Origin of the sequence: Halomonas almeriensis, from assembly GCF_030409235.1 — a bacterium.
Classification (GTDB): Bacteria; Pseudomonadota; Gammaproteobacteria; order Pseudomonadales; family Halomonadaceae; genus Halomonas; species Halomonas almeriensis.
Genome location: NZ_JAUFPO010000009.1, coordinates 582,393 through 595,816, shown reverse-complemented (window position 1 = coordinate 595,816; position 13,424 = coordinate 582,393). Strand labels below are relative to the sequence as shown.

Sequence of the window (13,424 nt, the reverse complement as noted above, 5' to 3'; positions counted from 1 at the left end):
CCCCATGGAGCATGCCGGCTTCGACCTGGCAGTGATCGGCCTGCTGGCGCTGGTCTGCCAATGGCTTGCCTGGCAGTTGAAACTGCCGGCCATTCTGATGTTGCTGGTCGCCGGCATTGTGGCGGGGCCGGTCACCGGGCTGCTGAACCCCGATGCGCTGTTCGGCGACCTGCTGTTTCCGCTGGTCTCGCTGGCCGTCGCGGTGATTCTGTTCGAGGGCAGTCTCACCCTGGACTTCCGCGAGCTGGGCGGTCATGGGCGAACGGTGCGCCGGCTGGTCACCTGGGGCGCCCTGATCACCGCGATCATCGGCACCATTGCCGCCCACTTTCTGCTTGCGCTCTCCTGGGAAATGGCCAGTGTCCTGGGCGCCCTGCTGGTGGTGACGGGGCCAACGGTGATCCTCCCCATGCTGCAGACCCTGGGCGCCCGCCAGCACCTGACCCAGATACTGCGCTGGGAAGGCATCCTGATCGACCCGGTGGGCGCCATCGGCGCCGTGCTGGTCTATGAGTACGTTGCCCTGGGCTCCGGGGCCACCGGCGCCGCCACTCACACCCTGGTGCTGTTTGGCAAGACCGCCCTGATCGGCTTCGGCCTGGGCATCGGCGGCGGCTATCTATGGGGCCTGATCCTGCGTCGTCACTGGTTGCCCCGCCAGTTACACAGCTTCGGCACCCTGATGATGATGCTGACGCTGTTTTCGGTCTCCAACCTGCTGTTCCATGAGTCCGGCCTGCTGACCGTCACCGTCATGGGCGCCTGGCTGGCCAACATGCGCGGCGTGCCGACCCGGCCGATCATCGAGTTCAAGGAAACGCTGTCGGTACTGCTGATCTCGGGGCTGTTCATCCTGCTGGCGGCGCGGCTCACCGTGGACCAGCTGGCCCTGCTGGGCTGGCCGGCCTGGACATTCCTGTTTGTGCTGCTGGGCGTGGCGCGCCCGCTGATGGTCTGGCTCTGCACCCTGGGCAGCCGCCTGGAAGCCCGCGAGAAGGCCCTGCTGGCTTTCATCTCGCCGCGCGGCATCGTGGCCGCCGCCACGGCCTCGCTGTTCGCCCTGCGGCTGGAAGAGCTCGATATGCCCGGCGCCGAGATGCTGGTGCCGGTCACCTTTCTGGTGATCATCAGCACCGTGGTCGGGCAGAGTCTGCTGTCGCGGCCACTGGCACGCTGGCTGGGCGTGCAGCGGCCGTCACCGGATGGCGTGCTGATCATCGGCGCCAACCCGGTGGCCCGCCAGATCGGCCAGCAGCTGCGTGCCGCCGGGGTCAGCGTGGTGCTCACCGACAGCAACTGGGATGCCATCCAGGAGGCCAAGGCGCTGGCGCTGACCACCTACTTCGGCGACCCGCTCTCGGAACACGCGGCCCAGCACCTGGAGCTGAGCAATATCGGCTATCTGCTGCCGCTCTCGCCCTACCGCGAACTCAACGACATGGCGACCCTGCACTTCGAACACTTGCTGGGTCGCGAACGCGTCTTCCGTCTGGCCGTCGACGAAGGGCGCATCGGCAACCGCCCGCATGGTCGGGCGCTGAGCCACCTGCCCCTGCTCTTCGGTCGCAACGTGACCTATGCCCGGCTGTCACGCCTGGTTGCCGAGGGCGGCGAGATGCAGCGTACCCAGTGCACCGAGAAGACCCGGCTGGAGCACCTCAAGCGCCGTCATGCCGGGCGCTGCCTGCCGCTGCTGTGCATCGGGCCGTCCGGCCGACTGCGCCTGGCCACGGCCGAGAACGGGCTGACGCCGAAACGCGGCGACACCCTGGTGAGCCTGGTCTACGCCGACTCGCCGGTGATGGAAGCGCCGCTGATTTCCTGAGGCCGCGCCGGAGCTGCTACATGACAACGCCGACCCGAGGGTCGGCGTTGTGTCGTTTCGAAGCCTGGAGGGCCGGGGCCTGGTGCTAGAAGAACAGGCGCCGCAGGGCTTCTCCCGGCTCGGCCTCACGCATGAAGGCCTCGCCCACCAGAAAGCCATGCACGTCATGCTCACGCATGCGCAGCACATCATCACGCGTGTGAATGCCCGACTCGGTGATCACCGTCACCCCGGCGGGAACGCGGCCCAGCAACTCGAGGGTGGTATCAAGGCGGGTGGCGAAGGTATGGAGATCCCGATTGTTGATGCCCACCAGGCCGATATCCAGGGCGAGAGCGCGTTCCAGCTCCTGGGCATCATGCACCTCGACCAGTACATCCAGGCCGAGCTCGCAGGCCTGGCGATGCAGATCCGTAAGACGGGCGTCATCCAGCGCCGCGACGATCAGCAGAATGCAGTCGGCACCGATGGCGCGTGCTTCGCTGACCTGATAGCCGTGGGTGATGAAGTCCTTGCGGATTACCGGCAGTGAGCAGGCGTCGCGGGCGGCGATAAGATCGTCCTCATGGCCCTGGAAGTAGTCGGCATCGGTCAGCACCGATAGGCAAGCGGCGCCACCGGCAGCGTAACTGGCGGCGATCTGCCCCGGATCAAAGTCTTCCCGGATCACCCCGCGGGATGGCGAGGCCTTCTTGACCTCGGCGATCACCGCCGGATCGCCATCGCGCATGCACGCATCCAGGGCGGCAATGAAGCCGCGGGGCGCTGTCACCTGCCCGGCAAGCGCCAGGAGCTCTTGCTCGGACACGGCACGGCGGCGCTCGGCGACCTCGGCGTCCTTGCGCGCGAGTATGCGGGTCAGAATGGTGGGGATGGTCATACCATGCTCCTGATCGGCGCCTTACTGGGCAAAGACGCGCGTGAAATTGGCCAGCTCCCGGAGCTTCTCGCGGGGCAGCTTGGACCCCTGGGCATCCTGCGCCAGCGCCACGCCTTCCTTGAGGGTATCGGCAACCCCCGAGGCATAGAGGGCGCCACCGGCATTCAGGGCGACGATATCGGCCGCCGGCCCCTCGCCCACCAGCGACTGCTCTACCAGGCGCAGGCTGTCCTCGGCGGTCTGGACCTTCAGCGCCTCCAGCGACTGACGCTCGATGCCGAAGTCCTCGGGCGTGATGCGATACTCGTGAATCTCGCCATCCTTGAGCTCGGCCACCCGGGTCGGCGCCGCCAGGGAGATTTCGTCCAGGCCGTCCTCGGCGCATACCACCAGCACGTGCCGGCTGCCCAGACGCCGCATGACCTCGGCCATCAGCGGCACCAGCGATGCCGAGTAGACGCCGAGCAACTGGTTCGGCGCCCCGGCCGGGTTGGTCAGGGGGCCGAGGATGTTGAACAGAGTCCGAACCCCCATCTCCCGGCGCGGCCCCACGGCGTGGCGCATGGCGGGGTGATGGTTGGGGGCGAACATGAAGCCGACCCCGACCTCCTCGATGCAGCGCCCGACCTGTTCCGGCGACAGATCGAGCCCGATGCCCGCCACCGAGAACAGATCCGCACTGCCCGACGAGGACGACACCCCGCGATTGCCGTGCTTGGCGACATGCGCCCCGGCGGCGGCGGCCACGAAACTGGAGGCCGTGGAGACATTGAAGAGATTGGCGCCGTCGCCTCCGGTGCCGACAATGTCGACGATGTTCTCGGCGTTTAGCGTCACCGGCTTCATCAGTTCGCGCATGACCTGAGCCGCGGCGCTGATTTCCTCGGCCGACTCGCCCTTCATCGCCATGCCCATCAGGAAAGCCGCCACCTGGGCCTCGGAGGCCTCGCCGGTCATGATGGCCGTCATGGCGTCGTGGGTCGCTTCATAACTCAGGTTCTCCCGGCGCATCAGCGCACCCAGGACGTCTCGCATCTGCATGGCAGCGTTCTCCTAACCGTTGCGTGATCCAGTGCCGTCACCGACGCTCGAGAAAATTGGTCAACAGCTCGTGGCCCTGGCGGGTGAGGATCGACTCGGGGTGAAACTGTACCCCCTCGATGTCCAGTTCGCGATGGCGCAGCCCCATGACCAGCCCCGGCGTCACATCCTCCTCGCCGGTCCAAGCGGTGACCTCGAGACACGCCGGCAAGCCTTCACGGGCAACGACCAGCGAATGATAACGCGTCACCTCCAGGGGATTCTCCAGCCCGCTGAAGACGCCGCGGCCATCGTGAACAATCGCCGATGTCTTGCCGTGCATGACCTGGGGAGCCCGCGCCACGCTGCCGCCGAAAACCTGTCCGATGGCCTGGTGCCCCAGACAGATGCCGAGGATCGGCAGTCGACCGGCGAAGTGACGCACGGCCTCGAGGGAAACCCCCGCCTCATTGGGCGTGCAGGGCCCCGGCGAAATCACCAGATGGGTCGGTGAAAGGGCTTCGATGTCGGCGATACTGATGGCGTCGTTACGGTAGGTGCGCACGTCCTGCCCCAGCTCGCCGAGGTACTGGACGATGTTGAAGGTGAAACTGTCGTAATTATCAATCATCACGATCATGTCGGGCATCTACTCCTGATATCAATCGGGCTTATAAAAGCCCAAGACCTTCGCTTGCTCATGATGACTCGACATGCCCGAGGGATGCCGCGAGCCAGCAGATACAAAAATGCCGCCTCGCGGGCGGCACTATTGCTCAGACACACGCACGCCGCCCCTTCAATACTGGAGGCGCCACTGCGTCACTGAGGTCATCGCGAAATGCATCATGTTCGCTATAGTGTGCGGCGCGCTCATGCCTGTCAAGGCGCTTTCGGGCGCCTTTGGCCTAGAGGTTGTCGAGCCCTCTCTCCGCCATGGCCACCGCCCGGAACAGGGCGCGCCGCTTGTTGATGGTTTCCTGCCATTCGTCATCGGGATCGGAATCGGCGACGATGCCGCCGCCGGCCTGGACGTGCAGCTCACCGTCCTTGATCACGGCGGTACGAATGGCGATGGCGGTATCCATGTTGCCGTGCCAGGAAATGTATCCCACGGCGCCCGAATAGATCCCCCGCTTGACCGGCTCCAGTTCATCGATGACTTCCATGGCCCGCACCTTGGAAGCCCCGGACAGGGTGCCCGCCGGGAAGGTGGCGCGCAGTGCGTCCATCGCCGTCATGCCCGAGCGCAGACGCCCGGTGACCTGAGAGACGATGTGCATGACGTGGGAATAGCGCTCGACGGCCATGTTATCGGTCACGGTGACCGATCCCGGCTCGCTGATGCGCCCCACGTCGTTGCGGCCCAGGTCGATGAGCATGACATGCTCGGCGATTTCCTTGGGGTCGTTGAGCAGGTCGGCCTCCAGGGCGCGATCCTCTTCCTCGGTGGCACCGCGATGCCGCGTGCCGGCGATGGGCCGCACGGTCACCTCGCCTTCCTCGAGGCGGGTGAGGATCTCCGGCGAGGACCCGACCACATGATGGTCGCCCAGATTGAGGAAGAACATGTAGGGCGAGGGATTGAGGCTGCGCAGGGCGCGGTAGAGATCCAGCGGTGGTGCCTGATAGGGAATTGACATGCGCTGCGAGGGCACACACTGCATGACATCGCCGGCCTTGACGTACTCCTTGATGCGCTCCACCGCAGCCTTGTAGCCGGCCTCGCTGAAGCTGGCGTGGAAGTCGTCCTCGGAGATATCCGACCGCCCGGTACCGGGGCTGCGACTCTGCAGCACAGCACTGCGCAACTGCTCCTCGAGTTGATCGAGCCGCCGGGTCGCCAGGGGGTAGGCCTCGGCCTCGGCGGGATCGGCGTGGGTCCAGAGCGTCAGGCGGCCCGAGAGGTTGTCGAAGACCACCAGGTCATCACAGACCATCAGCAAAATATCCGGCACGCCCAGCGGGTCGGGCTTTTCCACCCCCCGCAGGCGGGGCTCGATGTAGCGAATGGTGTCATAGCCGAAATAGCCCACCAGGCCGCCATCGAAGCGGGGGTTGTCGTCCAGGCGTGGCACCTTGAAGCGCGCCTGGAAGGCCTCGATCCAGGCCAGTGGGTCCTCGACCTCGGTCGCCCCGCGGCCCTCGCCGTCGACGACATGCTCGACCCGAAAACCACGCACTTCAATACGCTCGCGACACGGCAGGCCGATGATCGAATAACGCCCCCATTTCTCGCCGCCCTGCACCGACTCGAGGAGGAAGGTCCAAGGCGCATCGGCGAGCTTGAGGTAGGTGGAAAGCGGCGTATCAAGATCCGCCAGGACTTCGCGGGTCACGGGGATACGGTTATAGCCGGCATCGGCCAGCTCCTGAAAACGTTCGGGGGTCATCATCTGCCCTGGGCCTCGGGTAAAGAAAGAACTCACGATGGAGTGACAAGCGGTGGGTCAAACAACGGTCGAGCCGTGCCGGGGCGTCCGCGTCACCATCGCCGACTGCCGGTGAATACCCGATGATCGAGCGGGGTCACGGTGTCACGAAGAACAAGAGCATCCAGCATCATGCGAGTGTCCATAAGGGCAGGTAGTCCGGTGTTGTCAAACGATTATACGGGTTCAGTTTTCCGGGTGCATGGCCCGATCACCGACAAGGGCCAGGCTCAAGCTAAAGGAGTTCTACCAGCGATTCAATCACGCCATCCGGCTCGCTCAGCTCGACCGGCTCACCATGGTTGTAGCCATAGGGCACGGCCAGGGTGCGATAGCCCGCCGCCCTGCCCGCCGCGATGTCGTGGCGAGAGTCCCCGACCATCAGGCAATGCGCCGGTGAAACCGCGAAGACCTCGGCAGCATGCTGCAGCGGCAGTGGGTCGGGCTTGCGACGCGCAAGGCTGTCGCCGCCCAGGCAGAGCGAAAAGTACCCCGAAAGACCAAAGTGCTCGAGAATCGGCGCGATGAAGGCCGCGGGCTTGTTGGTCACCAGCACCAGCGTCAGACCGGCGGCGTGCAGGCGTGGCAGCGCCTCGGCTACCCCGGGGTAGAGCCGGCTTGCGTGGCAGGGGCGTCGCGCGTAATGGCACAGGAAGGCGTCATGCGCCTCGCGACAGCGTGCATCGTCGGGCGCCTCGTCCAGGGCGTGGCACAGCGCGCGTTCCATCAACATCCGCGACCCATTGCCGACCCAGTCCCTGACATGCCCCTCTCCCGGCGCCGGGAACCCGAGGTCGCACAGGGCCGCGTCGACCGCGGCCGCCAGGTCCGGCACCGAATCCACCAGGGTGCCGTCCAGGTCGAAGCCGATCAGTTGAATGTCATCCAGCAGACGATGCATGAGGCGGTGTCCTGTGGTTTGGGGTTTTCAGGCCATGGGAATGTCATGGCGATAGGCTTATGCTGGTGGTCTATTTCCGAGGAGCTTGTGCACCATGAGCGTACCAAGAATCGTGGTGATCGGCGGCGGTGCCGGCGGTCTGGAGCTGGTCACCCGGCTGGGCCAGCGCCTTGGGCGACGCGGCCGGGCCGAGATCGTTCTGGTTGACCGGCATACCACCCACATCTGGAAGCCGCTGCTCCACGAAGTGGCCACCGGCGCCCTGGACTCGGGACTCGACGAAATCTCCTACCAGGGACATGCCCGCACCAACGGCTACCATTTCCAGCTCGGCACGGTCACCGGGCTGGACCGCGAGTCGCGGCAACTGACCCTTGCACCGATCCTCGATGACGAGGGCCAGGAGGTCCTGCCTTCTCGCCATCTGTCCTACAGTGAATTGGTCATCGCGGTGGGCAGCGTGAGCAATGACTTCGGCACCCCGGGCGTCGGCGAATACTGCCATTTTCTCGACAGCCCGCGCCAGGCCGAAGCGTTTCGCAAGGACATGCTCAACACCTTCCTGCGCTACAACACACCCCGGCAGGACCAGCACAGCCGCATGACGGTGGGCATCGTCGGCGCCGGCGCCACCGGCGTGGAGCTCGCTGCGGAGCTGTATGATGCCTCCCAGATGCTGCATGCCTATGGGGTCACCCGGCTGGAGAGTGAACAACTGGAAGTGCACCTGATCGAGGCCGCCCCCGGGGTTCTTCCCGCCCTGCCCGAGCGCATCAGTCAAGCGGTGCATCGCGAGCTGGAGCGTCTGGGCGTCAGGGTGCATGTCGCGACCCGCGTGACCCGGGTCGAGCCCTCGTCCATCATCACCGCCGACGGCCAGCGCATCGAGACCGATCTCGGCGTCTGGGCGGCCGGCATCAAGGCCCCGGCCTTTCTTTCGGAGCTGGGCCTTGCCACCGAACGCAATCACCGCATCAGGGTCGAGCCCAGTCTGCAGAGCGTCGATGACCCGCACATCTTCGCCCTGGGCGACTGCGCCAGCTGCCCCCAGGAAGACGGCTCCCAGGTTCCGCCGCGCGCCCAGGCGGCTCATCAGCAGGCCGACCGACTCTACAAGAACCTGCGCGCGCGGCTCGAGGGCAAGCCACTCAAACCCTTCGTGTTCCGTGATCGCGGCTCGCTGATTTCGCTGGCCCACTTTGACGCAGTGGGCAGCCTGATGCGTGGCGCCTCGGCCCGCAGCCTTTTTATCGAGGGCCATCTGGCGAAATTCTTCTACGCATCCCTGTATCGCATGCACCAGCGCGCCATTCACGGCAGCCTGAAGGCCGCCCTGATGGTCATTGTCGATGGTTTGAACCGTTTCCTGAAGCCGCGCATGAAGCTCCACTGAGGCATCCCGGGCCAGCAAACGGCAAGGGCCGCCGGTTAACCCCGGCGGCCCTTGTCATGCCCGGCTGTCAGCACGCCGATCAGACGAGCGCGTCGCCTTCACCCTTGTCACCGTGGTGATAGACATGCACATCGCGCTGCGGGAAGGGAATATTGATCCCTTCACGATCGAAGCGGCGCTTGATCTCCTCGGTCATTTCCCAGTAGACATCCCAGTAATCCGCCGCATTGACCCAGGGCCGCACGATCCAGTTGACGCTTGAATCCCCCAGCGAGCCAATACGGATATTCGGCGCCGGATCGGCCAGGACGCGGCTGTCATCGGACACCACGCCTTCCAGCACGCGGCGCACGGTGTCGATGTCATCGTTGTAGCCGACACCCACCACCAGGTCGACGCGGCGCGTGGCGTACGAAGAATAATTGGTGATGGCGTCAGACATCATCTGACCGTTGGGCACGATAATGCGGCGATTGTCCGGGGTGTTGAGCTCGGTGTTGAAAATCTGCACCTCTTCCACGGTGCCGGACACGCCGCCACCCTCGATGTAATCGCCGACCCGGTAGGGGCGGAACAGCACCACCATGACACCGGCGGCGAAGTTGGCCAGCGACCCCTGAAGCGCCAGGCCCACGGCCAACCCTGCGGCACCGATGACGGCGATCAGCGACGTCGTCTGGATACCGATCTGACTGATGGTGGCCAGCACCACGGCAAACATCATCATCACATAGAGGATGTTGCCCACGAAGGTGACAATCAGCGGGTCGGCTTTGGCCTTCTTCATGGCCTTGACCGCCAGGCGGTGCAGCAGCTTGGCCACCCAGCGCCCGACCACAAAGATGACGATTGCCGCCACCAGATTGATCACGAAACTCGTGCCCTGCACCTGCAGGAACTCCACGATACGTTCTACGTCCACGTCCATCTCGACTCCTTGAATTCCAACCGGTCAGTTCCCTGCTGACGCTGACGGCGCCGTGCCCATGAGCCGATAACCCGGCTTGTCAGGGCTCGTCATGGCGCATCTGTAGCCAGCGTCGTTTTTCTCGTGCCGACAGGCGCTTGATGCCTGCTTCCAGGCGCAGCGCTTCCCCATGCTCGCCCACCGCCTGGTGATATACCAGATGCAACGGCCCTTTGCCACGCAGCGACTTGGCACCGCGCCCTGCCTGATGCTCGTTGAAGCGCCGCTGCACATCCGTGGTTATCCCGGTATAGAGCGCGCCACTGGCGGTTTCGAGGATGTACAGGTGCCAGTGGTCGCCACTCACGTCGAGCTCGCTCATGCGGTTTCGAGGGCGCGGCGAAATTCGCGCATGACGCTGTCGTAGCGATTCGGGTCCTGTGCATCGCGCCCCTTGAAGACCGCCGAACCGGCGACAAAGGTATCGGCGCCGGCTCGCGCCACCTCGGCAATGTTGTCGGGCTTGATGCCGCCGTCCACTTCCAGGCGAATGGCCCGGCCGGAGGCATCGATACGCCGACGCACTTCACGCAGCTTGTCGAGAGTGCCGGAAATAAAGGACTGGCCACCGAAGCCCGGATTGACACTCATCAGCAGGATCATGTCGACCTTGTCCATGACATGATCGAGGAAATGCAGCGGCGTGGCGGGATTGAACACCAGCCCCGACCGACAGCCGCCATCACGGATCAACTGCAGCGAGCGATCGATATGCTCTGAGGCCTCCGGATGGAAGGTGACATAGCTGGCGCCAGCGTCGATGAAATCGCCAATCAGCCGATCCACCGGCTTGACCATCAGGTGGGCGTCGATGGGAGCGGTCACGCCATGCTTGCGCAGCGCCTCGCACACCATGGGGCCGATGGTCAGGTTGGGCACATAGTGATTGTCCATCACGTCGAAGTGCACGATGTCCGCCCCGGAAGCAAGGACATCGTCGACTTCCTGGCCCAGTCGGGCAAAGTCGGCGGACAGGATCGAGGGGGCGATCAGGTAGTCAGAGGTTGTGGCGCTCATGGGGCTCCCTGGCGAAATTCGAAGAACACAATGGCGGATATTCTAACAGCATCCATCACCCGGATTACGACTTGGGAAACGCTGATTAGATCGTCGAGCATCGTGAAGCGCAAGGCGCACGGAGCAAAGAAAATGAGGCATAACATCTAGTTAGGCGAGATTTCGACCGGGCTGGCGCACCAGCACCGCGCACAAATTCGTCAGGAGCGAATTTGAACCGTCTTTAGACGGGCCCGCAGGGTAGCCGCCAAGGATGGCGACTATAGCGAAGCGATTTGCATGCGCAGGTATTTAAGCAGTGTTTACCTTGCGCAATCATCGCTGCCTGCTGATAGTTACAAGAAGCCCGAATGGAAGGGCTTGTCACCCCCTACAAGGAGAAGTTCATGCCACACTGGAAACATACCCCACTGGCCGCCGGCCTGCTCGCCGGCACCCTGCTGATGACCCCGCTGGCCATGGCGCAGCCGGCCATCCTGGAAGGCGAACGCTTCCATCCCCAGGAAGGCACCCAGGGCATGGTGGCGACCAGTCACTTCCTGGCCTCGCAGGTTGCCCGGGACGTCCTGGCCGATGGCGGCAACGCCGTGGATGCCGCTGTCACGGCCGGCTTTGCCCTGGCGGTCACACAGCCGCGCTCCGGCAATATCGGAGGTGGCGGTTTCATGCTGATCTCCAACGAGAGCAGCGACGAGGTCATCGCCATCGATTACCGCGAGACTGCTCCGGCCGCCGCCACCGAGACGATGTTCCAAGACGAGGATGGCAACGCCGTCTCCGAGTGGTCGCGCTTCACCCATCGCGCCGCCGGTGTGCCGGGCACCGTGGCCGGCCTTGCGCTGGCTCTCGAGAAATACGGCACCCTGAGTCTGGCCGATGCGCTGGCCCCGGCCATTCGCCTGGCCGAGGAAGGCTTCGAGGTGCCGCCGCGCTTCGTCGCCGGCGTCAACGACACCCGCGAACGGCTGGAAAAGTGGGAGTCGAGCCGCAAGATGTTCTTTAAGGAAGATGGCAGCGCCTATGAGGTCGGTGACACCTTCCGCCAGCCCGACCTGGCCACCACCCTCAAACGTATCGCCGAGGAGGGCGCACGGGAGTTCTACGAGGGCGAGACCGCCGAACTGATCGCCGCCGAAATGGAGCACCACGACGGCCTGATCACCCTGGAGGACCTGGCCGGCTATCAACCGGCGATTCGCGAGCCCAGCCACGGCAGCTACCGCGGCCATGACATCTATGCCATGAGCCCACCCTCCTCGGGTGGCGCGCACATCGTGCAGATGCTCAACATCCTCGAGGAGTACCCGATCGGCAACTGGGGCTTCAACTCGGCCGATACCCTGCATGTCATGGCCGAGGCCATGAAGCGCGCCTATGCCGACCGCTCGGAATACCTGGGCGATACCGACTTCGTCGATGTGCCCCTCGAGGGCCTGACCTCGGAGGGCTATGCCGAGGAACTGCGCAGACAGATCAGAATGGACACGGCCACCCCGAGCAGCGATATCTCGCCGGGCAAGCCGTTGCCTTATGAGTCCAACGAGACTACCCACTTCTCGATTGCCGATGGCAATGGCCTGGCCGTCTCCAACACCTACACCATCAACTTCAGTTATGGCTCGGGGATTGCGGTGGAAGGCGCCGGCTTTCTGCTCAACAACGAGATGGATGACTTCTCGGCCAAGCCGGGCGTGCCCAATGCCTATGGCCTGATCGGCGGCGAAGCCAACAAGATCGAGCCCGGCAAGCGCATGCTTTCCTCCATGACGCCGACCATCGTCAAGCGTGACGGCAAGAACTTCCTGATTACCGGCAGTCCGGGCGGCTCACGCATCATCACCACCACCCTGCAGGTGCTGATGAATGTCATTGACCATGACATGAATATCCAGTCGGCGGTCAGCGCGCCGCGCATTCACCACCAGTGGCTGCCCGACGAGATTCGCATCGAGGCCGGCATCAGTCCCGACACCATCGAGCTCCTCGAGGGCAAGGGCCACACCATCAGCCAGCAATCCGCCATGGGCGCGGCGCAATCCATCGTCATCGAGGACGGCAAGTTCTTCGGCGGCGCCGACCCGCGCCGCTCCACCTCCTCCGCCATCGGCCTCTGACGGCCCGCCATGCCCCCGCACCGCCGGGGGCATGGCCCCTCTTCCAGACTCACAGCACGCCATCTGCTATGCCCCCGATTTTGTAGACACCTCCCTCTTCCCTCTTCCCTCTTCCCTCTTCCCTCTCCCCTCTTCCTTCTTATCTCTTCACTCTTCCCTCCTCGTCCCTCACTCCTCACCCTTCACACTTCACAACTCACGCCTATACCGTCCACCCGGTTATACTCCAGGACGGATCGCCATTTCACGGAGAGAGACCATGCTGCGACGCTTGATGACACTGACAGCCCTGGTGCTGACGGCAGGCTGGCTCGCTGGCTGTGCGTCACCGCAATACCTGCAACCATCCCCGGAGCGCACGATCACCGTGCCCAGCATCGGCCAGGGCCAGGCCGTCAGCGTGACGGCCGTCGATGGTCGGCAGAGTGAGCAGATCGGCACCCGCAGCGGTAATGCCATGTCGACCTCGGTCATCAGCGTGCCAGCCGGCACCCTGATCCCCGGGTTGCAGGACGAAGCCGAACGCGCCCTGCGCGACATGGGATTCCAGCCGACCACCCAGGCCGCCGATGGCCGCCCCGGCCTGACCCTGACCCTGCAGCGGCTTGACTATGGCCGTCAGGACAGTCGTCCGATGCTCGACAAGGCGCAGCTGGAGTCGGTGCTCGAGGTCACCGCCCGCCGGGGTGGCGAGACCTATTCCGGCACCTACACCTCGAGCCTGAGCCAGGAGTTCGCCCTGAGCCCCGGCCTGAAGAAAAACCAAGCCATGGTCGAGCGCGTACTGAGCGACGGTCTGAACCGCATTTTCCGCGATCAGGCACTGGGGCGCTTCCTGGCTCGCTGAAATGACTCGGCGGGAGGCCGCCGGGGCG

The 13,424-nt window shown here is 64.5% G+C and carries 12 protein-coding genes; 4 read left to right on the top strand and 8 right to left on the bottom strand.

Going from position 1 to position 13,424, the window contains the following annotated elements; all coding sequences use genetic code 11:
* The first annotated feature begins 4 nt into the window (after window positions 1-4).
* A complete protein-coding gene (locus QWY74_RS09545; protein WP_264823900.1) occupies window positions 5-1,825 on the top strand; it encodes a cation:proton antiporter in 1,821 nt (606 codons plus the stop codon).
* Window positions 1,826-1,910: 85 nt separating this feature from the next.
* Here the strand turns inward: QWY74_RS09545 and trpC are convergent, their stop codons facing one another.
* The 5 genes from trpC to QWY74_RS09520 form a co-directional block, all read right to left on the bottom strand.
* On the bottom strand, window positions 1,911-2,705 hold the full coding sequence (gene trpC, locus QWY74_RS09540) for an indole-3-glycerol phosphate synthase TrpC (RefSeq protein WP_264823901.1): 795 nt from the start codon (window positions 2,703-2,705) through the stop codon (window positions 1,911-1,913).
* Window positions 2,706-2,726: 21 nt separating this feature from the next.
* Entirely contained in the window at window positions 2,727-3,746 is a 1,020-nt protein-coding gene (gene trpD / locus QWY74_RS09535) for an anthranilate phosphoribosyltransferase (RefSeq protein ID WP_264823902.1), read from the bottom strand.
* 37 nt (window positions 3,747-3,783) lie between these two features.
* Window positions 3,784-4,365 (bottom strand): anthranilate synthase component II, encoded by a 582-nt coding sequence (locus QWY74_RS09530; protein ID WP_264824396.1) that lies wholly within the window; start codon window positions 4,363-4,365, stop codon window positions 3,784-3,786.
* A 268-nt stretch (window positions 4,366-4,633) separates the two neighbouring features.
* Window positions 4,634-6,118, bottom strand: coding sequence for an anthranilate synthase component I (gene trpE, locus QWY74_RS09525; protein ID WP_264824397.1), 1,485 nt, complete (start codon window positions 6,116-6,118; stop codon window positions 4,634-4,636).
* Window positions 6,119-6,392: 274 nt separating this feature from the next.
* Entirely contained in the window at window positions 6,393-7,058 is a 666-nt protein-coding gene (locus QWY74_RS09520) for a phosphoglycolate phosphatase (RefSeq protein ID WP_264823903.1), read from the bottom strand.
* Window positions 7,059-7,152: 94 nt separating this feature from the next.
* Between QWY74_RS09520 and QWY74_RS09515 the strand changes: the two genes are divergently transcribed.
* Window positions 7,153-8,451, top strand: a complete 1,299-nt coding sequence (locus QWY74_RS09515; RefSeq protein WP_264823904.1) for an NAD(P)/FAD-dependent oxidoreductase — start codon at window positions 7,153-7,155, stop codon at window positions 8,449-8,451.
* Between the two features lie 79 nt (window positions 8,452-8,530).
* Here the strand turns inward: QWY74_RS09515 and QWY74_RS09510 are convergent, their stop codons facing one another.
* The 3 genes from QWY74_RS09510 to rpe form a co-directional block, all read right to left on the bottom strand.
* The gene (locus tag QWY74_RS09510) at window positions 8,531-9,379 is read right to left on the bottom strand and encodes a mechanosensitive ion channel family protein (RefSeq protein WP_320109306.1); all 849 of its coding nucleotides are present in this window, start codon (window positions 9,377-9,379) and stop codon (window positions 8,531-8,533) included.
* Window positions 9,380-9,458: 79 nt separating this feature from the next.
* Window positions 9,459-9,740, bottom strand: a complete 282-nt coding sequence (locus tag QWY74_RS09505; protein WP_264823905.1) for a GIY-YIG nuclease family protein — start codon at window positions 9,738-9,740, stop codon at window positions 9,459-9,461.
* Window positions 9,737-10,435: a ribulose-phosphate 3-epimerase gene (rpe, locus tag QWY74_RS09500; protein ID WP_264823906.1), complete on the bottom strand. Its 699-nt coding sequence runs from the start codon at window positions 10,433-10,435 to the stop codon at window positions 9,737-9,739. The genes QWY74_RS09505 and rpe overlap by 4 nt, the downstream gene beginning before the upstream one ends.
* Before the next feature lie 386 nt (window positions 10,436-10,821).
* On the opposite strand from rpe, the gene ggt reads away from it, so the two are divergent.
* Window positions 10,822-12,549, top strand: a complete 1,728-nt coding sequence (ggt, locus tag QWY74_RS09495; protein WP_435389146.1) for a gamma-glutamyltransferase — start codon at window positions 10,822-10,824, stop codon at window positions 12,547-12,549.
* 259 nt (window positions 12,550-12,808) lie between these two features.
* Window positions 12,809-13,396 (top strand): YajG family lipoprotein, encoded by a 588-nt coding sequence (locus QWY74_RS09490; protein WP_264823907.1) that lies wholly within the window; start codon window positions 12,809-12,811, stop codon window positions 13,394-13,396.
* The last annotated feature ends 28 nt before the right edge of the window (window positions 13,397-13,424 follow it).

Coding starts and splice junctions, on each gene's coding strand:
- trpD (WP_264823902.1), bottom strand. CDS start 3,746: ATGCAGATGCGAGACGTCCTGGGTGCGCTGATGCGCCGGGAGAACCTG.
- QWY74_RS09515 (WP_264823904.1), top strand. CDS start 7,153: ATGAGCGTACCAAGAATCGTGGTGATCGGCGGCGGTGCCGGCGGTCTG.
- trpE (WP_264824397.1), bottom strand. CDS start 6,118: ATGACCCCCGAACGTTTTCAGGAGCTGGCCGATGCCGGCTATAACCGT.
- QWY74_RS09505 (WP_264823905.1), bottom strand. CDS start 9,740: ATGAGCGAGCTCGACGTGAGTGGCGACCACTGGCACCTGTACATCCTC.
- ggt (WP_435389146.1), top strand. CDS start 10,822: ATGCCACACTGGAAACATACCCCACTGGCCGCCGGCCTGCTCGCCGGC.
- QWY74_RS09520 (WP_264823903.1), bottom strand. CDS start 7,058: ATGCATCGTCTGCTGGATGACATTCAACTGATCGGCTTCGACCTGGAC.
- rpe (WP_264823906.1), bottom strand. CDS start 10,435: ATGAGCGCCACAACCTCTGACTACCTGATCGCCCCCTCGATCCTGTCC.
- trpC (WP_264823901.1), bottom strand. CDS start 2,705: ATGACCATCCCCACCATTCTGACCCGCATACTCGCGCGCAAGGACGCC.
- QWY74_RS09545 (WP_264823900.1), top strand. CDS start 5: ATGGAGCATGCCGGCTTCGACCTGGCAGTGATCGGCCTGCTGGCGCTG.
- QWY74_RS09490 (WP_264823907.1), top strand. CDS start 12,809: ATGCTGCGACGCTTGATGACACTGACAGCCCTGGTGCTGACGGCAGGC.
- QWY74_RS09510 (WP_320109306.1), bottom strand. CDS start 9,379: ATGGACGTGGACGTAGAACGTATCGTGGAGTTCCTGCAGGTGCAGGGC.
- QWY74_RS09530 (WP_264824396.1), bottom strand. CDS start 4,365: ATGATCGTGATGATTGATAATTACGACAGTTTCACCTTCAACATCGTC.